The following is a 22,364-nucleotide window of genomic DNA, read 5'->3' on the forward strand; positions in this document are numbered from 1 at the left end:
CGTCATGATCGTCGCCGGGTTCGAGTTCACCAGCACCACCCGCAGACCCTCGGCCCGCAACACCCGGCACGCCTGCGTACCCGAGTAGTCGAACTCCGCCGCCTGACCGATCACGATCGGGCCGGAACCGATCACCAGAACCGACTTGATGTCACTGCGCTTAGGCACGCCGGCCCTCCGTCACGAGGTGATCCAGTAGCTGGCGGCGGTCCGGTCCACGGCGCGGTCGAGCGGGTCGCGGACCAGCCGGGCGACCAGCCCCACCGGTGTGAACACCAGCAGGTAGACGAGCAGGAGCAGCAGCTGCAGGCCGGTCCGGCGCGCGGCGTCCAGGCGTTCGCCGTCGGTGCGTGCGGTCCTGCGGGGTTCGGCGCCGTGAGGTTCGGTGCTGGGACGTGCGGTGCTGGGACGTGCGGTGCCCATCGGGGTCGTCCTTCCGGAGTCCGGGAGTCGGGTGGTGCGGAGGAGGGTGGTCGGGGGCCGGGCGGGTGGTCGGGGGTCGGACGGCGGGGGCGGGTGGTCAGTCGAGCGGGATCTCGTCGCGCCAGTCGCCCTCCTCGGTCCAGGCCGGCTGGTCGGCCTTGGCGAGCAGGAAGCCGCCGATCGCCAGGGTGTCGATGTCGGTGCGCATGAAGCAGCGGTAGGCGTCCTCGGGGGTGGCCACGATGGGCTCGCCGCGCACGTTGAAGGAGGTGTTGACCAGGACGGGGCAGCCGGTCCGCTCCTTGAAGTCGCCGAGCAGCCGGTGCAGCCGGGGGTCGGCCTGCGCGGTCACCGTCTGGATCCGCGCGGAGTGGTCGACGTGGGTGACGGCGGGGATGGTGGAGCGGGCGGCCCTCAGCCGGTCCAGGCCCCGGGCGTCCCCGTCCGACTCCAGCCGCTGCTGTTCGGCCACCTGGGCGACCACCAGCATGTACGGGCTGGGCTGGGAGAGCTTGAAGTACTCCTCCGCGTCCTCGGCCAGGACGATCGGCGCGAACGGACGGAACGACTCCCGGAACTTGATCTTCTGGTTCATCACCGACTGCATCGCCGGGTTCCGGGGGTCGCCCAGGATCGAACGCCCGCCGAGTGCCCGGGGGCCGAACTCCATCCGGCCCTGGAACCAGCCCACCACCTTGCCGTCGGCGAGCTGGTCCGCGACCCGCCGGGACAGCTCCTCGGAGCTCAGCCGGGTGTAGGGGATGGCGTGGGCGTCGAAGTACGCCCCGATCCGCCGGTCGTCGAAGCCCGGGCCGAGCCGGGAGGAGCGCATCGCGTCCCGGCCCTGCCGCGGGTGGCGGCGCGGGGCGCGTTGGGCCAGCAGGGCGGCCCCGAGGGCACCGCCGGCGTCCCCGGCGGCGGGCTGGATCCAGACCTCGTCGAAGATCCCCTCCTCGACGATCCGGCCGTTCGCCACGCAGTTGAGCGCGACGCCCCCGGCCAGGCAGAGCCGGCGCTCGCCGGTCCGCTCGCGGGCGGTGCGGGCCAGCCGGACCATCACCTCCTCGGTCACCTGCTGGACGGACGCGGCGAGGTCGAACTCCCGCTCGGTGAGAGCGGCTTCGGGCTCCCGGCGAGGACCGCCGAACAGCTCCTCGAACCGGCGCCCGGTCATCACGTGGCCGTGCAGGAACTCGAACCAGTCGGTGTCGAGGTGGAACGAACCGTCCGGCTTCAGGTCGATCAGCCGCTCCCGGATCAGCCGTGCGTAGACCGGCTTCCCGTACGGGGCGAGGCCCATCAGCTTGTACTCGCCGGAGTCCACCTTGAAGCCGCAGAAGTAGGTGAAGGCCGAATACAGCAGACCGAGCGAGTGCGGGAACCGCAGCTCGGCGAGCGGTCGCAGGCCGTCCCCGGTGCCGTGCCAGAGCGAGGTGGTGGCCCACTCGCCGACGCCGTCGACGCAGAGCACCGCGGCGGACTCGTACGGGCTCGGGAGGAAGGCGGAGGCGGCGTGCGACTCGTGGTGCCCGAACCGCCGGACCGGCGGGACGTCGCCCAGCCCCAGCCCGCGCAGTTCCTTGCGCACGGTGTCCAGGGTTCGGGCCTTCCACCCGAGCCAGGCGGGCATGACCTCCCGGAAGGAGCTCCAGGTGTGCGGCGCGGTCGCCGCGTACGTGGCGAGCACCCGGCGGAACTTGCGGGCCGGGTCCTCGTAGTAGGCGATCGCGTCGACGTCGTCCAGCTTCATCCCGGCCTCGTCGAGGCAGTACCGGACGGCCTGCGCGGGGAAGGCCGGGTCCTGCCGCCGCCGGCTGAACCGCTCCTCCTGGGCGGCGGCCGCGATGCCGTCCGCGCCGACCAGCGCGGCGGCGCTGTCGTGGTAGTAGGCCGCGATGCCAAGCACTGTGGTGGCCACCGGTCAGCTCCTCAATTCCTCTTCTTCAACGTGACGTTCAGTGCCGCGTACAGGTCGGGCACGGTGCCCTCCGGGGGGTTGAGGGACCGGTACCCGGCCCGGACGCGCTCCCAGACGGTGCTCTCCTGCTGCGGGCCGACCACACCGGGGAGGTCGGCCATGTAGCTGTCGATCGCGTCCGCGGCCCAGGCGGAGTGGCCGGTGGCGACGTTGTCGATGGTGTTGTGCAGGTCCACGAACTGGGTGCTGAAACCGTGGTGCCGCAGGGCCGCCCGCGCGCTCCGGTAGCTGCCGCCGACACCGGAGAGCTCCATGGCGAGGTTGAGGCCGAGGATCTCCGGCTGGAAGCGCTGGGGGAAGCGGGAGACGCTCAGCCAGTAGACGGGCAGGGCGAAGGAGTCGTCCCGGAGCCCGGGCCACCCGGCGAACCCGGCGGAGTCGGTGGGCGGCAGTTCGACGCCCATCGTGGCGAGCAGGTCCCGGTAGATCTTCGGGTGGTTCAACTCCCTTTCGCCGTTCCCGAGTTCGTCCCAGTATGTGCGAAAGAGGAACTGGCCGCAGCGGGAGGAGGCCAGCCGGTAGTCGGTGAACCCCTGCAACCAGCCGCCGTCGATCATGATCAGTGGTGCCAACTGGAGTGTGGAGTCGATGAGTTCGTCCCGGCTCGGGATCGGGACGCGGTTCTCGGCGAACTCCGTGCCGTGCCGGTCGTGCGCCTGGTCCAGCCACTCCCGCAGGCCGTTCTCGCCCGCCCAGGCGGCCGGCAGCTGCTGAGGGGCGCGGTCGAGGCCGTAGCGGGCCCGGGCCAGCCAGCGGCGGGCGTAGTCGTACGCGTACCGCCGCAGGCCGGGGGTGTCCTTGCGGGTGAGCAGCGCGCGGTACGCCGCCCGGACGTCGAGCCGGGGGAGCGGGGCGCCGTCGGGGGCGGACGGCGCCGGGGCCGGACGCTCCTGGTGCAGGTACCAGGAACGCTGGGCCCGGTGCAGGGCCCGGCGGTCGTCCGGTCGGCCGGGGCCGTCGCCGGTCGTCGCCGCATCGCCCGCCGCAGCGCCCCCGGCCGCACCGCCGTCGACCGAACTGCTCGCCGCCCTGACGCCGTTCGCCCCGGGGGCGCCGTCGGTCGGCAGACCGGCGATCCAGCGGCGCAGGACGGCGATCTCGGCCGGTGTGAAGATTCGGAACATCGGACCCTTGGGACCGATCAGGCCGCGCAGCAGCGGGCTGGCGTCGGGCCTGCCCGGCCGGACCAGCGGGCTGGCCGCCAGCGCGTCGAGGAACGGGCCGGGCCCGCTGCCGACGTCCGCGAACCACGCGCCGAGCGGCCGGCCCGCGAGCTTGAACCGGGAGTGGTAGACGGCGGCCTGCCGGGCCCGGGTGCAGATCATCCGCCACACCTCGTAGTCCGGGTGCCGGGAGATCAGCGCCTCGTCGAGCAACGCGTCGCACCAGCGCCGCAGTTCGCCGAGGGCCCAGTGGAAGCCCCGGCGCAGCCGCTCCGCACCGACCGGCCCGTTCTCCGCCAGGTACTGGCGGGCGGCGGCGGCCGACAGGTCCAGCGCGGTGGCCGTCGGCTCGCCGCGCGCGGCGCCGAGGTCCAGGGCCAGGACGTCGTCCCGGTCCAGGACCTCCGGTCCGAGCCCCGCGAGCGGGGGCGGCAGGCCGACCGACCGCAGACAGAGGTCGGCACCCAGCAGTTCGGGCAGGAAGGCGCCGGGCTGCCGGCTCATGGCGAGCAGCAGCGCGGGCAGCCGGAAGCTGAAGCCCTCGACCCGCTCGTTGGCGGCGAGCCGGATCCGGGCGATCGGCTCCTCGATCCGGTGCCGGTGCAGGACGCGGCTGTAGTCGGAGCCCCGGTCCGCCTCCGGGTAGCCGACGCCGACGTCTGCGGCGTACAGGGTGAGCACCCGCAGGGCGAGCTCGGTCTCGGCGTTGCCCGAGCTGGACAGCCACTGGAGCCACGCACCGGCGGACAGGGCCAGTGGCGCGCAGTTCAGCAGGACGCACCGGACGGCCGCGCCGTTGTCCGGCCCGCCGGTCGGGCGGAGGTCCGGTCCGTCGTGCGGGCGGACGTCAGGTCCGGCCAGGACCTTGCGGAACCGTTCGCCGACCTCGGCCGCCCAGGTACGGGCGAGCCCGGTCAGCTCCTCGAAGTCCACCTGCTCGTCGGTGGGTTGATCGCCGGTGGGTTGTTCGCGGGCAGGTTGTCCGGTGCGCCGGCCCTCCGGGCCGGCGGCGGCGAGCGCCGCCCGCACCGGTTCCAGGTCCGCCGGCCGGAGCGGCAGGTCCCCCTCGGGGTCGAGCGCGCGCAGGTACAGGATGCGGTGGTCGGGCTCGGACTGGACGGCTGTGTTCCTCATGGCGTACCGCGCACCTCCGTTCGGGCGTGGGGATCAGAACATCGGGTAGATGGAGCTGTCGTTGCGGCGCTTGCGACGGCGGCGGCGGAACAGCGCGACGATCTTCCGGAACATCGGTCGGCTCCCTACTGCTGAGGTGGTCGGCGGGTGGTGCGGGTCAGAGGTCGAGCGCGGTGCGCATGAGCTCGGCGGTCACCTGGTGGCCCCGGTCGGTGAGGTGGACCTGGTCGACGAAGAGCCACTCTCCGGCGGCCGGTGACGCCGCGATCGCCGCGTTGGCGTCGAGGAACGGAACCCCGAGTTCCTTGGATACGGCCGCCAGGCGCTCGGCGTACGCGCGGTGCACGGCCGGGTCGAGGACCGGGGCGAAGAGGTTCCACATGCCCGCGCGCTCGTTGCCCGCTTCCGCGATGAGTGCCCGCTCCTCGGCCGTGAACGGCTTGCGGGTCCAGGCGGCGGTGGGCTGCAGCACGTAGTGGAGCCGCGCTCCGAGCGGGGTCACCAGGTCGGCGAGCGCCCGCAGGTCGCGGGCCACGTGCCGGACGGCGGTGTCGATCCGCTCGGCGGGGTCGGGCACGGCGGTCCCGCCGTCCGCAGGCTCGTCCTGCCGGCCGAGCCGTTTGGCGACCCGGCCGAGCCGGCCCCGGGCCCACCCCGGCTGGCCCAGCCGCTGCCCGAGGTCGGGCGTGCCGAGCTGGCCGAAGAAGTCGCCCGAGAAGAAGAACTGCGGGTAGTCGTCGTCGGCCTGCGGCAGACCGGCCACCACGAGGTTGTTGAGCCCCGAGAAGACCAGGACGTCGCGCACCGCCGGCAGCCGGTGCCGGTGCAGCAGGAAGAGGAGGACCTCCTGCGTGGAGTTGAAGGCCGGCGCCGCCAGGTTGAGCCAGGGCCGGGCGCGCGGGCCCCGGGCGAGCAGCGAGGGGATCGTCCAGGCGTCCCCGCCGGCCCCGAAACCGAACGCGGGGGAGGCGCCCAGGACGACCCCGACCGGTTCCTCGGGAACCGTCCCGTGCAGGGAGACCGGCCCGGCGGTCCCGTGGGAGACGCGGAACCCTCCGGCGTCGGTGTTCACCGTCGAGGAGCGGTAGCCCGTCCGGTTGAAGAACGTCACGTGCGGCAGCCAGCGCATCTCGCCGGTCGCGAAGTCCTCGTACTGCCTGATCTGCGGCGTCAGCCGGTGCTGCGCTTCCACTGCGGCGCCTCCGATGTACCGGTGGGTCTCTTCGACCACCGAGTCTTCGAGGCGTGCCTCGAATGCCGCTCGAACCCCGTCGGAGCCGTGCGCCGAGGCCCTGCGCCGGGGCCCTCTGCCGGGCCCGGCCCGGAGCCAGCCCGCCCCGGGCGCAGGGCGGTCCGGGGCGGGCGTCGGTCCAGGGTCAGGCGGCGGCCTGACAGGGGTCCTCGGCGGAGCCGGCCGAGCCGGCGGACCCGGTCGAACCGTCGGCCCCGGTGCCGGCCGTCCCCGGGTGCACCGGGCACTCGGCGTACAGCCAGAACCAGTCGCCGCAGCTGGTCGTGGTGACGGTCCCGCCGCTCAGCGCGAGCCGTGCGCGGAGGTTGTTCAGCCCGATGCCGCGCCGCACGGAGGCGGTCTCCGGTGAGGCCCGGACCCCGTTGTTGGCCACCGACAGATGGACCCGGCCGGCCCGCTCCGCGATGATGACCGTGCACCGGGTGGCGTCGCTGTGGCGGAGCAGGTTGGTGACGGCCTCCCGCATCACGATCGACAGGTTGGTGCCCACCTGTTCGTCGAGCCGTTGTGGCGGCTGCCCGTCGATTCTGAGGCTGACCCCGGCGGTCTCCAGGGTCCCGCGCACCACTCTCAGCTCCCGGGCCAACGACATGGCCTGCGGCCCGGTGGCCACCGCACGTACGTCGGCCAGTGCCTGACGCGCAATCAGAAGGGTTTCCCGGAGCTCGGCCTGGGCCCGGCCGTCGTCGGTGCCGACCAGGCGCTGGATCAGCTCGATCTTCAGGGTGATCGCCGAGAGGCTGTACCCGAGGAGGTCGTGCAGGTCCCGGGAGAACCGCAGCCGCTCGCTGGAGACGGCGATCCAGGCCGCCCGCTGCCGGGCCTCGTGCTGGCGGTGCACGAGATCGCACAGCGCGCTCAGGCCGTAGGTGAGCAACCCGACTGCCAGCGAGGACAGTTCGAGGTACATCGGCGCGAGCCCGTCGTGCTGGCGCGTGGAGAGCGCCAGCAGGGCGACGTTCACGAGTGCGTACAGGGCCCAGGCCAGCGGTCTGCCGCGCAGCGCGATGAGGATCGCGCCGCCGAGGAAACCGCTCAGGCTGCCCGAGAGGACATCGGTGAGCGGCAGGGTCAGGAAGGTCAGGACGGCCTGGAGGCTGAGCAGCCAGGCGGTGTGCTTGCGCGGCGCTCGGAGCGCCCGGGGGTGGCAGTTGTAGAGCTGGAGGAGGAAGCAGCAGGTCACGATCAGCAGGGCGCTCACCAGCCCTGGTCTGTCGTGGGTGCGCTTCGCGAGATTGACGGCTCCGATGATGCTGAGCCCGAAGGTGACCGCTCCTACGAGTGCGTAGGCGAACCGTGGCGGCATGGTCTCGCCGTGGGGTTCTTCGGTGACCGGTGCGGAGACAAAACGGTGGGGACTCTTTGTGGGGATGTTCATGCCCTCGCCCTTGATCGGTGTACGGCGAGTTCATACACGGGGTGCCTGGGTGTCATGCACAGGGCGGCCAAGTTGGCCGAAACGCTGACGGGTTCGGCGGACCGGTCGACACCCCGGTCCGCCGAACCCGCGGCACCGCGCCCGAAACGGGTCACGTCCGCCCCAGGTCGATGCCGGGAGACCGGCTCCTCCCGAAGGGGGGCAGGTCGCCCATGAGCTCGGTCGGCACCCGGACTTCGGCCGCCCACAACAGGCCGAAGAGCACCGCACAGGCGATCGCCGCGTCCTTGCGGGGGCGGGCTCAGAACTCGCCCGGCAGGCACTCCTCGTGCAGTTCCCCGCCGAAGGCGTGGCGGGCGTGCTCGCGCATCCGCGGGCCGTAGGTGCGGTCGTCCGCCAGGTCGGAGTAGCCCTCGCCCCGGAGGGTGATCAGCCCGGCGGTGTCGGCCAGGTAGACGTCCAGCCCCGGGTACATCAGCATGATGCACGGGATGTCGTCGACGTCGAGGGCGAACACCGGGTACTCGCCGTGCGCGTCGGGCTCGCCGGTCGCCAGGACACGGCGGGAGTCGGAGCCGCCGGGCAGCAGGAAGCATTCGTCGAAGCGGTCCGACAGCGGGGCGAAGCAGGAGCCCCAGGGCTCGCCGAACTCCTCGTCGGCGAGTTTCCCCATCGGGCGCGGAGCGAAGTCGCCCTCCGGTCCGAACCAGTCGAACCGGCGCAGCAGGCTCGTGTCGAAGGCCAGCCAGCGCCGCAGGCTGGGCGGGAGCGGGCGCCCGCTGGGGAAGGTGATCCCGGCCAGGACGTCGGCCGGCAGCGGCTCCGGAGCGCCGGTGAGCCAGGGGCCGACCCAGGGGCTGTAGCCGAGGACGAGCCGGTGCGGATCGGCCTCGACGGAGGCGACGACGCGGTCGGTCAGTGCGGTGCCGTGGTCGGCGGTCGGGGAGGTCATCGGTCTCGGCGTCCTGTCCGTGGGTGGCCGGGTGCTGCTCGGTCGCGCCGAATCTACGACCGGCCTCTGACAGTTCGGCGGTCGGGGACGGGCGGCCGGACGCCGGTGCGGGGTCGGACGGAGTCGGCGTAGCGGTGGCCGGCGAAGGCCCGGACCGCGTCGGGGACGGCCGCGCCCCGGTCCGGCAGCCGGTCCGGGCGCAGCAGCGCGTACACCTGGTGGCCCGCCCGGAGATGGGTCCGCCGGATCCCGGGTTCGGCGCCCGGCACCGCGTACACGGTGAGCCACGGGCGCCGCGTACGGCCCGGCAGCGGACCGCAGGTTTCGGCGGAGAGCTGTTCCCGGCGCACGAACACCTCCTGACCCCCCGCCTCCCGCACCGCGGGCCGGCCGGGCCCACCCGGAGCCGCAGCGGACGCCGCCGACGCCGGAAGGAGCGCACCGACATCCAGCACCCGAGGACCGCGAGGAGCGGCCGGACGTCGACCAGCTGGTCCGGCCGGGTCACCCCGTCGCGCCTCAGGTGCGCGACCGTGAACACCAGGACGACGGCGGTGACGGCCGGCGTCAGGAGGAGCCGGAGTCCGGCGCCCCGGCCGGCGGTGAACGTGCGCTCCGGCCCGCCGCGGCGGGGGTCCACCGCGTCCGCCGGACCGCCCGGGAGGATCCCGGGAGGGGCGCCCTCCAGGGCGCGGCAGTACGGAAACCCGGCCCGTCGCGCCCGGGCACTCAGGGGCGGTGCGGCACGCGTTCCCCGGGGGCGTCGGGCCCGACGCCCCCGGCCGCCCCCTCCTGCGACCACGTCAGGGTGGCGACGACGGAGCGGAACGCGGTGCGGTAGACGCTCGGGCTGCTGCCCGTGTACCGCTGGAAGTGGTGGCGGAGGTTGGCGGGCGTCCCCAGCCCCGTACGGGCGGCGATCCGGGCCACCGGCTCGTCCCCGCGCTCCAGGAGGCGCTGCGCCCGCTGGATGCGGGCGCGCAGGAGGTACTGGAGCGGCGGCAGGCCGGTCTCCGCCCGGAACCGGCGGGTCAGACCGCGGACGGTGAGCCCGGCGTGCCGGGCGATGTCGTCCAGGGTGAGCGGGCGGTCGAGGTGGGCCTCCATCCACCGAAGGGTCGGCCCGAGACCGGACCCGGCCGGTCCGGGCGTCCCCGGTACCCTGCGTGCGGTCACCCGGTCCGGGCCGTCCGCGCCGTCCGTGCCCGCCGGCCCGGTGACCGCGCCGCCGCCCGGCGGCCCGGCCGGGCCGTGCAGCTCCAGGAACACCTGCCGCTCCGTCTCGACGGCGACGGGCACACCGTGGTCGAGGGTGATCAGACGCAGGCAGAGGTCGAGGCCGCCGAGCACCCCGGCCGCGCTGTAGAACGGGTCGGCCTCCACCACCGCCCCCTGCGGGTCGACCTCGACCCGGGGGTGGCGCGCCGCGAGTTCCGCCGCGTGCCGCCGCCCGGTGGAGGCCCGGCGGCCGTCCAGCAGCCCGGACGCGGCGAGGGTGAACGTTCCTGTGCCGACCGACCCGATCCGGCAGCCCCGGGCGGCCGCGGCCCGCAACGCCTCGGCCACCCCGCACGGCGGCTCGTCCAGGTAGCCGTCGTGCCCGGGCACCAGCACGGTGTCGCAGGCCCCCAGCTCCGCCAGACCCTCCGGACCCCACGGGGTGTCCAGCCCGAACGGGGCCGCGCCGCCGGTGCCGCGGAACCCCGGCGCCGCGCAGTACCGCACCTCGTAGTCCACCTGCGGGTGGCAGCGGGCGGCCGTGCCGAAACAGATCCCCGGTGCGGTGAGCTGGTGGCCCGGCACACCGTCGAGCGCGAGGACGGCGATCACTGGCATGTCCAGAATTTAGCCCAGGGTGACACCGGTGCTGCTGTCGGCCCCCGGCGCCGGCGCGAAGGATGGAGCACACGGCGCCGCAGGCCAGAGGCCCTCCGGCAGCCGGTTCCGACCATCCCGCGGCGCGCGACGGCGCGCCTGACGAACGGATCCCCTGTGTCCAAGCCGAGTACCCGCCTGCGCCGTGCGGCGCGCACCGTCGCCGTCGCGCTGGCCGTGGCGGCCAGCGCCGCGACCATGACCGGCCCGGCCGAAGCCGTCGTCAACGGGCAGAACGCCGAGGGGCGTTACCCGTTCATGGCGTCGATCCCGATCACCGTCCCCGACCTGAGGTTCGACGACGGCGTCTGCGGTGCGACCCTGATCCACCCCCGCTGGGTGCTGACGGCCGCCCACTGCGTCGACACCCGGCTCGTGAAGCCCGACGGCATCGTGCGCATCGCCTCCGACCGCCGCACCTCCGGCGGCACGGTGCGCGGCATCGAGCGCGCCGTGACCCACCCCGGCTACGCGCTGGGCGTCGACGGCGCACCGAACGAGAACGACCTCGCGCTCGTCCGGCTCGACCGGCCCGCCCCGCAGACACCGATCCGGCTGGCCGACCGGCCGGCCCCGCCCGGAACGCCCACCCGGATCCTCGGCTTCGGCACCGTCGTCGACACCACGGACATCACCCAGGCCGCGTTCGCGAACCGGCTCCAGCAGCTCGACACCCGCCGGGGCGCCGTCGACGAGTGCTCGCCCGGCCGGGCGGGGCTGACCCGCCTGTGCACCGTCAGTCGGGTGCCGGGGGCGATGGCCTGCATCGGGGACTCCGGCGGCCCGCAGATCCAGCGCGGCCGGGGCGGACGCTGGGAGCTGGTCGGCGCCACGTCCGGGGACGGCGACACCGACCCCACCTGCTCGACCGGCCCCGGGCTCTACAGCAGCGTGCCGGCCTACGCGGGCTGGATCCGGTCGACCATCCGCACCTACGAGGGCTGACCCGCCGCCCGCCCCACCCCGCCGCCCGCTCCTGCTCGCCGCCCGCCCGGTGCCCCGGATCCCGGTCCGGGGCACCGGGCGGTTCCCCGCCCCTGCCTCCCACCCTCCTCGTCCGTGTCCGAACCCTCCCGGAATATCCTCCTCCCATGCCAGTGATCGCCGTCCTCGTCCCCGACCGCCTGCCCGGGCACCACCTCACCACCCCCGGCCTGGTGTTCGGCACCGCGGCCCGCGACCACCCCGGTGTCGCCTACGACGTCCGGCTGTGCGCCGCGGGCGGCGGCCCCGGGCCGGGCAGGATCGGGCTGCCCGCGCCCACCGCGATCACCCTTCCGTGGGGCCTGGCGGGCGCGGCCGACGCGGACGTCGTCCTGCTGCCCTCGCGCGAAGCCCTGCCCGTCCACCAGGGCCTCCCTGCAACCGAGTCGACCGAGGTCCTGCACGCCGCCGCCGCGCGCGGCGCCCGGATCGCCGCGGTCGGCACGGGGGTGTTCGACCTCGCGGCCACCGGCCTCCTCGACGGCCGCCGGGCCACGACCGGCTGGCGCCACCAGGAAGAACTGGCCCGGCGTCACCCCCGCGTCGAGGTCGACCCCGCCGGGACGCTCGTCGGCGACGGCCCGTTCCTCACCTCGGCCGGGATCTTCGGCGGGCTGGACGTCTGCCTGCGCGTGCTGGCGCAGGACCACGGCGAACAGGTCGCCGGCGACACCTGCCGGGAACTGCTCAGCCCGCTCGCGGTCCACGCGGAACGCGTGCGCGAGGGCATCGACCGCGGACTCGCGGACAGCAGCGGCCTCGACGACACCCTGGCCTGGCTGGACAGCAGGATCCACCTGCCGCTCACCCCGGCCGACATCGCCGCGCACGCCGGTATCAGCGTCAGCAGCCTCAACCGCCGCTTCCGCGCGCGCACCGGCCTCAGCGCCCAGCGCTACCTGCTGCGCCTGCGCCTGCAGCGGGCCCGTGAACTGCTGGAGGGCACCGACGACTCGGTGGAGTCGGTCGCGGCCCGCGCCGGCTTCACCTCCCCGGCCGGACTGCGGCACCACTTCGGGCAGCTCACCGGCACCACCCCCCGCGCCTACCGCGCGCGCCACCGCACCACGGCGCCCGGTCCCTGAAGGCGCCTGCGTGAGCGGCGGCGCGGGCGTGAGCTGCCGGACGTGCGGCCGGTGCGGATCCCCGGCCTCCCCGCCCCGGCCTCCCCGCCCCGGTCGAACTCCCCGGGCGTGCCGACCGAACAGGCCCTGACTACCGCCGAGTTCACGCCCCGGGCGGCTGCCGGACGCTGTCTGACGTGCCGGACCCTGCCGGTCGGACCGACCGGAGACGGCGGCCGGTCCGACCGGCAGGGGGCTGCCGGGCCGTCCGGTCGGCCTGTCCGGACGCCCTGTCAGGTCAGCCCGCCCGGTCGGCCGTGTAGCGACTGGCGGGCCGGGGGAGGCCGAGGTGGCCGCGCAGGGTCCGTGCCGTGTACGCCGTCCGGAAGGCGCCGCGCCGCTGGAGCTCGGGGACGAGCCCGCGGGCGACCGCCACGAGGTCGTGCGGCAGCCGGCCGGGGCGCAGCCGGAACCCGTCGAGCCCGGCCGTCCGCCGGTCGAGGAGGAGGTCGGCGAGCTCCGCGGGCGTCCCGGTGAAGATCTCCGCGTCGGAGCGCAGCGGTTCGCCGTTCAGCTCGTCGAGCCGGTCCCGTTGACGGGCGGCCTCGCCGGGCCGGTCGTCGAGGAACACCAGCAGGTCCGCGAAGACCTTGAGGGGCCGGTCGGGGGACCGGCCGACCGCTGCGCCGGCGGTGGCGACCTCGGCCAGGATCGCCGCGGTGCCGGCCGGGGAGTGCGGGGTGACGAAGACCAGGTCGGCGCCCTTGGCCGCGAGTTCGTACGGGATCCGGGCGTGCGCGAGGACGGCGACCGGCGGCTGTCCCTGCGGTGGGCGCGGGGTGATGGACGGGCCGCGGACGGCGAAGTGCTCGCCGTGGAAGTCGATCGGGTGGAGGCGGTCGCGGTCGAGGAACCGGCCGGTGGCGGTGGAGCGGATCTCCGCGTCGTCCTCCCAGCTGTCCCAGAGCCGTCGTACGACCTCCACCACGTCGGCGGCCTCGTCGAAGAGGGGCGCGAGACGCTTGGAGATCGCGTCGGAGTCCTGGACGTCGTCGTGGGTGAGTCGCGGTGTGGTGCGGCGCCCGAAGTGGGCGGCGTCGTCGGCGCGGGAGGAGAGCTGCGGGCGCCAGCCGGCCCGGCCCTGGCTGGTGAAGTCGAGGGTGGCGAGGGCGGTGGAGAGGTGGAACGGCTCGGTGTGGGTGACGTTGGTGGTCGGCACCAGTCCGATCCGCGAGCTGAGCGGTGCCACCCGGGAGGCGACGAGGACGGCGTCGAGGCGGCCGCGGACCTGGTCGGTGCGGTCGTCCGGGGTGGTGGGGTCGGCGGACTGGAGCGCGAGGGTGTCCTCGAAGGTCACCAGGTCGAGCAGGCCGCGTTCGGCCTCCGCGACGAGGTCGGCCCAGTACCCGGCCGTGAACAGCTCGCCGGAGCGGGCGTCCTCGGCGCGCCAGGCGGCGGGGTGCCAGCCGGCGCCGTCGAGCGCGACGGCGAGGTGCAGCGGCGGCCGGTGCGACTCGGTGGGGCTCATGCGGTGGCCTCCTGCGCCGTTCGGCGGGCCTCCGGCAGCCCGAGGTGTTCGCGGAGCGTGCTGCCGGTGTAGTCGGTGCGGTACACGCCCTTCTCCTGGAGCAGCGGTACGACCCGGTCGACGAGCTCGTCGAGCCCGCCCGGGGTGAGGTGCGGGGTGATGACGAAGCCGTCCGAACCGTCGCTCTGCACGAACGCGTCCATGGCGTCGGCGACTTCGTGCGGCGTGCCGATGAACGTCTGCCGGCCGGTGACCTCGGTGACGAGCTCCCGGATGCTCAGGTTTCGTTCCCGGGCCAGCGTGCGCCACTGGCGGGCGGTGGCGGCCCGGTCGATCCGGAACAGGGCGTGGCCCTTGAACAGCAGGCTGTCGGGGTCGGGGTCGATGTCCGGGAGCGGGCCGTCCGGGTCGTAGCCGGAGAGGTCGCGTCCCCAGACGCCTTCCAGGTGGGCGATCGCCGTCCCGGGGCCGATCTGGGCCCGGCGGATCTCGGTGGCCCGCTCCCGGGCCTCCTCGGCGGTGTCGCCGAGGACGTACGAGACGGCGGGCAGGATCTTCAGCTGCTCCGGTGCGCGGCCGTGGCCCGCCAGTCGGCCCTTGACGTCGCGGTAGAACTCCTGGGCCTCGGCGAGTCCGGCGTACCGGCTGAAGACCACGTCGGCTGCGGCGGCGGCGAACTCCCTTCCCTGGGGCGACTCGCCGGCCTGGATGACCACGGGGTGGCCCTGGGGCGGGCGGGGCGTGTTGAACCGCCCGGTGATGTCGAAGTGCGTGCCCCGGTGGGTGAAGGACCCGGCGCCGGGGCGGACGAACCGGCCTCCGGCCGCGTCCGCGAGGACGTCGCCGTCGGCCCAGCTGTCCCACAACTCCCGTGCGGAATGGAGGAATTCGGCGGCCCTGGTGTACCGGTCGGCTTCCGGGAGGAAGCCCCCGCGGCGGAAGTTCTCCCCGGTGAAGTCGTCCCGGCTGGTGACCACGTTCCAGGCGGCGCGGCCCTCGCTGAGGTGGTCCAGCGCGGCCAGCCGCCGTGCCACCTCGTACGGTTCGTTGAAGGTCGAGCTGACGGTGGCGGCCAGTCCGATCCTGGAGGTGACGGCCGCCAGCGCGCTGAGGACGGTCAGCGACTCCGGGCGGCCCGCGACGTCCAGTTCGTAGATCTCGCCCTTGTGCTCGCGCAGGCGCAGGCCCTCGGCGAGGAAGAAGAAGTCGAACTTGCCCCGCTCGGCGGTCCGCGCCACGTGGCGGAAGGTCTCGAAGTCGATCTGGCTGCCGGCGCGCGGGTCGGACCAGACGGTGGGGTTCCCGATCCCGGGAAGGAACACGGCGAGATGGATCTGTTTTCCTGACACGACGAACGACCGCCTCCCGTCAGCCCGTTGGCCGGGCCTGCCCATCCTGCGCACCGCCGGGAAGCGGGGGCAACCGTCGCAACCAACTGTTCACGGGCGGACATGGGGCGCCATGCGGGGACACCCGACCGGCGGGTTTCGGACAGACAAAGGCTGAAATCAGAAAATGGCTTCGAAATGAAGGATGGAATCAAATATTCCGCTTGAATCCATGGCAGTATGTGAGGTGTGAAGCGTGAAATGTCACATGGCTTCCACCTGACTTCCACCTGACATTCCTACCTACGAACGGGAAGCACCCGATGAATCGGCTCCTCGCCATTCTTGCCGGCAGCACCCTCCTGACCGTCGCCGGCGCCGCCCAGGCCACCGCCCAGGCCTCCGACGAGGCCGCGTCCGCCGTCGTCACGAGGACCTGCGTCAGCAGCTACCGCGGCGTCGTGGTCAACGAGCTCTGCGCCGTCGTCTACGGCGACCAGGTCACGTTCACCGGAACGGCCACCCCGAGCAGCGTCGCGTGGTCGCCGCGGGCCGTCCCCTTCCGCTTCACCGCCTCGGTGGTCGGCGGTCTCCAGCTCGGCGCGCTGAAGCCGGCGCCGGTCGTCAGGCGCAGTGCGACCGAGGTGGGCACGATCTCCGGTGTCGTCCCCTGCGGCTCGACCGCCGAGGCCACGATCGAGGCCACCGAGTGGGGCTGGCCGCCGTCGATCGCCACCCTCGCGGTGCCGGCGAACTGCTGACCCCGCCCGGGTGGGAAGGGCCCTGCCCGGCCGGTCGGGCAGGGCCCTTCCGCGGCTCCGGTCCCGGTCGCCCGCCTCGCACGGCGCCTGCGGGGCGGGAGACCGCGTCACCGGCTGCCGCGCGCGGTCACCGGCGCTCCGCCGGCGCTCCGTCGGCGACGAGGGGCACCCGGGTCAGGCGCGGCTCAGCCTGGCCAGCCGCACCAGGGCGAGCGGGTGGTTGGCGGCCTTGCGCGGGGAGGGCGAGATCCACACCGTGGCGCGGACCTGGTCCGAGGCGCACAGCGGCGCGGTGGGCGGGTTCAGCGAGCGGTGACGTGCACTCATGTCGTCGGAGCCTTCCTGGTGGGGGGCGCGGCGGTCCTTCTCTCCGGCCACTCCAGGGAACCGGTCCGGCCGGGCCGGATCAATGCGGAGGACTACCTATCGACGCGGGTGAACGCTGGGGGAGCCGTCCGCGAAGGCGCCGTCCCGCCGGCCGCACCGCCCGTCGCCCCGTCCGCCGCCCACCCGCCGACCGCAGGTGCCCGACGTGCTTCGGGCGCCGCAGGTCAGACCTGCACGCCGTCCGCCGAGCCGCCCCCGATCCCGTCCGCGTCGGCCTTCGCGAGCGCCCGCGCCGTCTCGGCGCGACTCGTTCCCAGCTTGTGGAGCACGTTCGCCACATGGTGCTCGACGGTCCGGGGCGAGAGGAACAGGGCCTGGGCGATGTCCTGGTTGACGGCGCCCTGGGCGAGGAGTTCCGCGACCTGCCGCTCCCTCGGTGACAGGCGCTTGCCGTAGCCGCGGCGTCCCGGCGAGCCGGTGTTGCCGAGGTCGAGGTCCCGGCGGAGCTTCTGACAGCGGGCGGTGTCGGAGGTCGCCGCGACGTCGAGGTAGACGCGTTCCGCGGCGGCGATCCGCTCGGTAGCCCGGGCGCGGTCGTGGGGGGCGAGCGCGGCGGCGATCCGCTCGTCGGCCCGTGCCGCCTCGTACGGCCGGCCGATGTCGTGCCACTGGTTCCGGGCCCGGGTGAACGCCTCGTCGGCGCCGGGCTCGCCACTCGCGCTGAGCAGGAGTCCCCGGGCGAGGTCGAGGGCCGCCGAGACGGCGGGCGCGGCCCGGCCGGTGAGGGCGTCCGCGGCCTCCTCGGTGACGGCCGCGGCGCGGGCGTGGCCGCCGGTGGCGATGAGCGCCTCGACGGCGACCGGCAGCAGTTCGGCGGTCCTGGCCCAGGCGTCGGCCTGACGCGCGGTGGTGAGGGCGGGGCCGACCGTGGCGGCGGCGGCGACGGCGTCGCCCTCCAGCAGTTGCAGGCCCGCGAGGCCGGCGGCGGCGCGCAGGGCGGCCGTGACCTGGGACTCCCGCTGACCGTACCGGCCGGCGATCTCGAACTCCTCGCGCGCCAGGGCCAGTCGGCCGCGGGCGGCGGCCAGCCGTCCGAGCAGCAGGGAGCGTTCGGCCCCGGCCATCGCCAGGTCGTCGAACTCCGCGCCCAGGGTGTCGAAGCGCTGCTCCAGCTCCTGCCAGCGGCCGGCCAGCATGTCCAGCCGGATCAGCGCGAGGCGGCTGTAGCACTCCAGGTACGGGATGGCCGCCTGCCGGGCCAGTCGCCGGCTCTCGGCCAGCAGGTGTGCGGCCCGGCGGTCGTAGCCGAGCTCGATGCCGATCTCACCCGTGTTGTAGAGAGCCCGGGTGGTCTGCCGGACGACCTCGGGGCGTTCGGAGGACCGGGGCAGTTCGTCGAGCCGGTCCCACACCGCCGGGTCGCCGTCCCGGGCCATGAAGGTGAGCGAGGTGGCCCGCACCGCGGCGGCCACGTCCTCGTCCGGACTGGTTGCCAGGAGGCCGTCGGCCCGCGCCAGCCAGTCCGCCGCGTGCCGGCCGGCGCCGTCGCGCTCGTCCATGGCGATCGCGACCATGGCCCGGGCGGCCCGGCTGGGGCGTTCCTCCAACTCCTCCAGGGCTTCCCGGATCCGGTCGAACCCGGCCCGGTTGCCGCTGTGGACGGCGGTGAGGAACCCGAGGGCGAGACGGATCTCGCCGCGGTCCGCGACCGGCAGCCGGGGATCGGCGACCATGCCGCTCAGGACCTGGATGCTGGCCGCAGGGTCCACGTCGTCGGCCGCGATCCGGGCCAGGGCCAGCGCGGCCCGCCCGCGCCGCTGCGGGTCGAGCCCCGGCTCGTCCAGGAGGCTGCGCAGCATCGCCCGGGCGCTGCCCGGGTCGCCGAGGGCCACGGCCTGGTCGGCGGCGGCCTGCGCGAGGTCCTGCCAGGCGGGGCGGTCGCCCATGGCCAGCGTGTGGTGGGCGATCTGGACCAGCGGCCGGGGGGCCCGGGTGTCCAGGGCCTCGACCGCCCGGCGGTGCAGGACCCGGCGCTGCGGCCCGGGGACGCGCCGGTAGGCGACCTGCTGGGCCAGCACGTGGCGGAAGGCGTAGCGGTCGGGGGCGCTCTCCTGGAGGACCGCCGCGTGCAGGGCCTCCGTCAGGCCGTTCGCGCCGTCGGCGGGGCCGAGGCCGGCGACGGCGGTCAGCAGGTCCTCGTCGGCGGGGACGGCGAGGACGGCGGCGGCGGCCACGACGGCGTCGCCGGCGCCGCTGAGGCGGGCGAGCCGTTCGGTGACGGCGTCGCGCAGGCCCTGCGGCACCTCGCGCCGGGCCAGCCGGGCGGCCAGGTCGGCGGCCGGGTCGGCCCCGCCCGGCCGGCTGCCGGTCCGGGTCTCGGCCCGGGTCTCGGCCCGGGGCCGTTCGGCGATGGCGAGCAGGTCCTCCTCGGCGGTCAGGGGGAGGCCCTGACTGCGGTCGAAGAGCACGCGGGCGAGGTCGGGGGTGGCGCGCGGGCCGAGCGCGGCGCGGGCGAGCTCGTGGACGTCCGGCTCGGTGAGGGGGCCCAGCCGGATCAGCGCACCGGCCACGCCGGGCGGGCGCCGGTAGGCGGCACCGAAGGCCGGTGCGTCGGGCGGCATGTCCTCGGCGCGGTAGGTGACCGCGAGGGAGAGTCGCGGCGGCATGTCGCGGGCCAGCTGGAGCAGCAGGTCGCGGGTGGCGTCGTCGGCCCAGTGCAGGTCCTCGATCACCAGGACGGCGTCGTCGAGTGCGCCGAGCAGCGCGCGCAGGCCCTGGACCAGCAGATGGCGCCCGGAGAGCAGGCCCTCGCCGCCGGACGGTGCGGGGGGCAGGTGCGGGGCCAGGTCGGGCAGCACCCAGCGCAGCGCCCCGGCGCTGGGCGGGAGGTCTCCGGGCGGGGGCAGCAGGGCGGCGGCGTCCCGCAGGGCGTCCACCACGGGGCCGAACGGCAGCGGTTCGCGCAGCGGGTGGCAGAGTCCGCCGAGCACGGCACGTCCCGTCCCGGCCCGGGCCGCGACGGCCTCGGCCACCAGTCGCGACTTGCCGATGCCGGCCTCGCCCTCGACGACGAGCACGGCCGGCGGGCGGGACAGCGCGTCGCACGCGAGGGCGAGCTCGTGGTCGCGGCCCACCAGGGCGAATCCGGAGCCGTGGGCGGCCGGCGGCTGGGGCCGGCTCATCGCCGTGCTGCCGCGGGGCGGTCGTGGCGCTCGGCGTATCCGGTCTGGGCTGGCATGACCCCTATGATGCCTCCGCCCCGGTCGGGCGCGTCGGGTGGGCCCGGGTGCACGTCACCCCGGCAGGCCGGCCGGGACTCCGCCGGGGGTCCGGCGTCCGGGGCGCACGACGCGTCCCGGTGTCTCGACGACCTCGCAGCCCGCGCGGGCCAGCCGTGCGACGGTCGCCGCGGCGGTGCGGTCGTCGAGCGAGAAGACGAACGGCCCGGGGACGAGGACGACGTCCACCCAGCCCTGCTCGGCCGCCGTCACCAGCTTCTCCAGGGCGGGCAGCGGGCCCCTGGCGGAGCGGCCGTGGTCGGCGTAGACGTCCGGGAACGGCAGGGCCAGCCGGACGGCCAGCATCTCCATGGCGGTGCGCACGTACTCCGCCTCGCGGGTGTCGTAGGGCTGGCACCGCAGGTACATCGCGGGCCGTCGCACCGGTCCCACCGGCGTGCGGGCGTCGTCCATGCCGTTCACCTGGCCTTGTTGTCGTGGAGCGCGTCGTGGGGCGTCGGGACGGGACGGCGGTGCTGGGCGTGCGATGCCGTCGGTGGCCCGGCAGGTCCGTGGGCCTGTGAGCCCGCCACCTCCTGACTCGTGTCCGCGCCGACCGCAGTGGCCACGGTGACCGCTGTGGCCGGTGCGGCGCCCGGGGCGATGATCCAGCGGACCTCCGGAATCGTGCGGAGAACAATGCGGGGGAGTACCCATCTCTCGGTCCGTGTCCTGGTGGGCGGAGGTTCCCCGGGCCGGCGCTCCGACCCCGCCCGCGGTCGCACCCGGTGGTTTTCGGTCACGCATGCGGTGCCCGGTGACCGTTTTTCCGGCAGGGGAGGCGATGTGGGCGGTCGGCGCCGGTTTCCGTGGCAGTATCGACGTTGCGATGTGACATATCACATTGTGTTCGAAGGGTGTCGGCCCCACACGGCATGCCTAGCCGACCCTCAGGAGAGAAACCCGTGAAGCGAACCGCCCTCGTCCTCGCCACTGCCCTCGCCCTCGCCGGTCCGCCGGCCGCCGCGGTGGCCGCCCCCGCCACTGCCACCACTCCTTCTGTCGGCGCTTCGGCCCCGACGGCCGCCGGTCAAGCCTCCGGGACTGCCGCCGGCCCCGCCGCGGTGACGTCCGGCTGCGGGCCCGCCGTCATGATGATCAACAGGCTGAACTCCGTCTGCGTGACGGTCGACGGCACCTCGGTCAGTGTCTACGGGAGCAGCGCGCAGCTGATCCCCGGGCCCGGACGGAGCTTCCTCTACACGGTCTCCCTGGCCGTCGTCGGCGGAGCGGGGCTGGGGACCCGCAGCGGCTCCACCTACCTCGGCGCCGGAACCGGCTACGTCAGTGGCCCGAAGGCCGAAGCCCCGTGCGGCTCGACGGTCCGGGCGTCCTTCTCGCTGACGGACTTCGGCACCCCGCCGCCCGCGTCGACCGTGGACGTCCCCGTCACCTGCTGATGCCGGTGCTGCGCCCGGGTCGCCCCGGTCCGCCGCCGCGCGGCCCGGGGCGCCGGGGTCCGGACCGCCGCCGCCGGGGGCCCCGTCGGCCCCTGCGGCGGCCCGTCACCGCCCGCGCGGACCCCGACCCCGACCCCGACCGGGTCCGGGTCCGGGCCCGGGGCCGGGGTCTCGCCCGGGGAAGCGGTCGGACGTGTGGAGGCCGGACGCGTCGAGAAGGCCGCGGAGCAGCGGAGCGAACCGGGGGATCACGGCGTCGGGCGGCCGGGGCCGGTACGCGACGGTGTCGTGGACGCGGACGGCGACGCGCAGGGCGGGCCAGAAGCTGTCGGACACCTCCGCCGTCGCCCCGTACCCGGCGGCGGCCGCGTCGACGAGCCGCTGCCAGGCCTCCGGCGCACCCGCGCCGAGCGACCACCGCAGCCCGATCAGCTCGCCCACGAGCCACCCCAGGTCGGTCGCCGGCGGGGCCAGACAGAGATCCTCGCCGATGAACACCGCGGCCGCGCCTCCCGGCCCGCCGGGCAGCAGTGAACCGAGTCCGGGTGCCCCGTGGCAGAGCACCCCGTCGTCGCCCGGGGCCAGGGCGGCCGAGCACCCCCGGACCAGGGTGTTGTGGCGCCGTGCGCCCAGTGCGTCGCGCAGCAGTTCCGCGCCGGGAACGGGCGAGTCGTCGGTGAGCCAGGCGTGCAGCCTGCGCAGGGCGCGGGAGGGGGCGGGCGGCGGGGTCCCCGGCGGCAGCGGTGTGCGGTGCAGACGGGCCAGCAGCGCGCCCAGGCCGGTGACGGCGTCCACGAGGGCGGTGGGCGGAGCGCCGTCCGCCCTCCGGTCGCCCGGCAGCAGGAGCCGGGCCGCGCTCAGCGGGCTCCGCGCGGAGTAGTGGCGGTGCCCCCGGCCGTCCTCCTCCCCGAGGAGCCAGCCGGTTCCGGCGGCCCGGCCGGTCCCGGGGACCGCGGGCAGGCCGGCGAGCAGCGCGGCCGTTCCGGGGGAGACGGCCGCGAAGGGGGACGGCGCGTCCGGGCCCGGCGCGCGCGACCAGCGGTAGCCGTGCACGGTCCGGCGCACGGTGGTCCGGAGCAGGCCCGTACCGAACTCGACGGCTTCAGCGGCCACGGCCCGCCCCTCGGGCCGCGCCGGACGCTCCGTCCGCCGCAAGGGGCGGGGCGCCGGCGGCACCCCCGTGACCGCCGGCGTCCCCACCCCCGCGGGGCCCGGTCCCCCCGCCGGGCCCCGTTCCTCCGTGGGCGCCGCCCCCGTCGGCGCCCCCGCCCCCGCCACCCCCGGACGAGTCCGGGCCGCCTCCGCTCCCGCCACCCTGCCGCCCCTGTCGTCCTGGACGGTGAAGGCCGTTCTGCACGGTTTCCTCCTGTGGTGTGCGGGGCGGTCGTCCGGCGCCTCGACGCGCGCCGCCGGACGGTGGTGCGACCGCGGTCCCGGGCCGGTGCGGCAGATCCGAATCTCGCAGCCGGGACTTGCCCGGACCTTGCGAGGGGTGTTGAACCCGCAGGTCGGCGCCGATGTCGCGTTCCGGCGGCGATG

19 protein-coding genes are annotated in these 22,364 nt (G+C 75.1%); 4 read left to right on the forward strand and 15 right to left on the reverse strand.

The annotated features are described in order from the left end of the window. From PUR56_RS43535 to PUR56_RS22245, 9 genes are all read right to left on the reverse strand, one after another. The coding region (locus tag PUR56_RS43535; RefSeq protein WP_443034531.1) for a carbamoyl phosphate synthase preATP-grasp domain-containing protein at positions 1-168 on the reverse strand (168 nt) is incomplete at its 3' end. Between the two features lie 12 nt (positions 169-180). Then, complete coding sequence (locus tag PUR56_RS22210; protein ID WP_329950191.1) at positions 181-423, reverse strand: hypothetical protein; 243 nt, start codon at positions 421-423, stop codon at positions 181-183. Between the two features lie 97 nt (positions 424-520). Continuing rightward, a complete protein-coding gene (locus PUR56_RS22215) occupies positions 521-2,341 on the reverse strand; it encodes a carbamoyltransferase family protein (protein ID WP_329878055.1) in 1,821 nt (606 codons plus the stop codon). A gap of 11 nt (positions 2,342-2,352) precedes the next feature. Beyond that, positions 2,353-4,698, reverse strand: a complete 2,346-nt coding sequence (locus PUR56_RS22220; protein ID WP_329950192.1) for an iron-containing redox enzyme family protein — start codon at positions 4,696-4,698, stop codon at positions 2,353-2,355. Positions 4,699-4,855: 157 nt separating this feature from the next. Next, positions 4,856-5,890, reverse strand: a complete 1,035-nt coding sequence (locus PUR56_RS22225; protein WP_329878059.1) for an SGNH/GDSL hydrolase family protein — start codon at positions 5,888-5,890, stop codon at positions 4,856-4,858. Positions 5,891-6,074: 184 nt separating this feature from the next. Beyond that, a complete protein-coding gene (locus PUR56_RS22230; RefSeq protein ID WP_329950193.1) occupies positions 6,075-7,328 on the reverse strand; it encodes a sensor histidine kinase in 1,254 nt (417 codons plus the stop codon). A 301-nt stretch (positions 7,329-7,629) separates the two neighbouring features. Then, positions 7,630-8,280 carry a hypothetical protein gene (locus PUR56_RS22235; RefSeq protein ID WP_329950194.1) on the reverse strand — a complete coding sequence of 217 codons (651 nt, stop codon included), beginning with the start codon at positions 8,278-8,280 and terminating at the stop codon, positions 7,630-7,632. A 53-nt stretch (positions 8,281-8,333) separates the two neighbouring features. Next, the gene (locus tag PUR56_RS22240; RefSeq protein WP_329878065.1) at positions 8,334-8,630 is read right to left on the reverse strand and encodes a hypothetical protein; all 297 of its coding nucleotides are present in this window, start codon (positions 8,628-8,630) and stop codon (positions 8,334-8,336) included. A gap of 379 nt (positions 8,631-9,009) precedes the next feature. Further along, a complete protein-coding gene (locus PUR56_RS22245; RefSeq protein ID WP_329950195.1) occupies positions 9,010-10,116 on the reverse strand; it encodes a GlxA family transcriptional regulator in 1,107 nt (368 codons plus the stop codon). Between the two features lie 156 nt (positions 10,117-10,272). Between PUR56_RS22245 and PUR56_RS22250 the strand changes: the two genes are divergently transcribed. Together PUR56_RS22250 and PUR56_RS22255 are read left to right on the forward strand one after the other, a co-directional pair. Continuing rightward, positions 10,273-11,100: a S1 family peptidase gene (locus tag PUR56_RS22250; RefSeq protein ID WP_443034546.1), complete on the forward strand. Its 828-nt coding sequence runs from the start codon at positions 10,273-10,275 to the stop codon at positions 11,098-11,100. A gap of 146 nt (positions 11,101-11,246) precedes the next feature. Beyond that, a complete protein-coding gene (locus tag PUR56_RS22255; protein WP_329950196.1) occupies positions 11,247-12,224 on the forward strand; it encodes a GlxA family transcriptional regulator in 978 nt (325 codons plus the stop codon). A gap of 277 nt (positions 12,225-12,501) precedes the next feature. Here PUR56_RS22255 and PUR56_RS22260 read toward each other — a convergent pair whose 3' ends face one another. Both PUR56_RS22260 and PUR56_RS22265 read right to left on the reverse strand, forming a co-directional pair. Beyond that, positions 12,502-13,731: an LLM class flavin-dependent oxidoreductase gene (locus PUR56_RS22260; protein ID WP_329950197.1), complete on the reverse strand. Its 1,230-nt coding sequence runs from the start codon at positions 13,729-13,731 to the stop codon at positions 12,502-12,504. Continuing rightward, on the reverse strand, positions 13,728-15,080 hold the full coding sequence (locus tag PUR56_RS22265; RefSeq protein WP_329950198.1) for an NtaA/DmoA family FMN-dependent monooxygenase: 1,353 nt from the start codon (positions 15,078-15,080) through the stop codon (positions 13,728-13,730). The genes PUR56_RS22260 and PUR56_RS22265 overlap by 4 nt, the downstream gene beginning before the upstream one ends. 302 nt (positions 15,081-15,382) lie before the next feature. On the opposite strand from PUR56_RS22265, the gene PUR56_RS22270 reads away from it, so the two are divergent. After that, complete coding sequence (locus PUR56_RS22270; RefSeq protein ID WP_329950199.1) at positions 15,383-15,820, forward strand: hypothetical protein; 438 nt, start codon at positions 15,383-15,385, stop codon at positions 15,818-15,820. 174 nt (positions 15,821-15,994) lie between these two features. On the opposite strand, the gene PUR56_RS22275 is transcribed toward PUR56_RS22270, so the two are convergent. The 3 genes from PUR56_RS22275 to PUR56_RS22285 all read right to left on the reverse strand — a co-directional run bounded on the left by PUR56_RS22275 (position 15,995) and on the right by PUR56_RS22285 (position 19,839). Further along, positions 15,995-16,147 (reverse strand): hypothetical protein, encoded by a 153-nt coding sequence (locus PUR56_RS22275; RefSeq protein ID WP_329878077.1) that lies wholly within the window; start codon positions 16,145-16,147, stop codon positions 15,995-15,997. Between the two features lie 224 nt (positions 16,148-16,371). Continuing rightward, positions 16,372-19,329, reverse strand: a complete 2,958-nt coding sequence (locus tag PUR56_RS22280) for a helix-turn-helix transcriptional regulator (RefSeq protein WP_329950200.1) — start codon at positions 19,327-19,329, stop codon at positions 16,372-16,374. A gap of 111 nt (positions 19,330-19,440) precedes the next feature. Beyond that, positions 19,441-19,839, reverse strand: coding sequence for a hypothetical protein (locus PUR56_RS22285; RefSeq protein ID WP_329950201.1), 399 nt, complete (start codon positions 19,837-19,839; stop codon positions 19,441-19,443). Between the two features lie 491 nt (positions 19,840-20,330). Between PUR56_RS22285 and PUR56_RS22290 the strand changes: the two genes are divergently transcribed. Next, positions 20,331-20,825, forward strand: a complete 495-nt coding sequence (locus tag PUR56_RS22290; protein WP_329950202.1) for a hypothetical protein — start codon at positions 20,331-20,333, stop codon at positions 20,823-20,825. A 105-nt stretch (positions 20,826-20,930) separates the two neighbouring features. Here the strand turns inward: PUR56_RS22290 and PUR56_RS22295 are convergent, their stop codons facing one another. After that, on the reverse strand, positions 20,931-21,938 hold the full coding sequence (locus PUR56_RS22295; RefSeq protein WP_329950203.1) for a phosphotransferase: 1,008 nt from the start codon (positions 21,936-21,938) through the stop codon (positions 20,931-20,933). Positions 21,939-22,364 lie beyond the last annotated feature (426 nt).

Origin of the sequence: Streptomyces sp. BE303 (assembly GCF_036290945.1) — a bacterium.
GTDB lineage: Bacteria > Actinomycetota > Actinomycetes > Streptomycetales > Streptomycetaceae > Kitasatospora.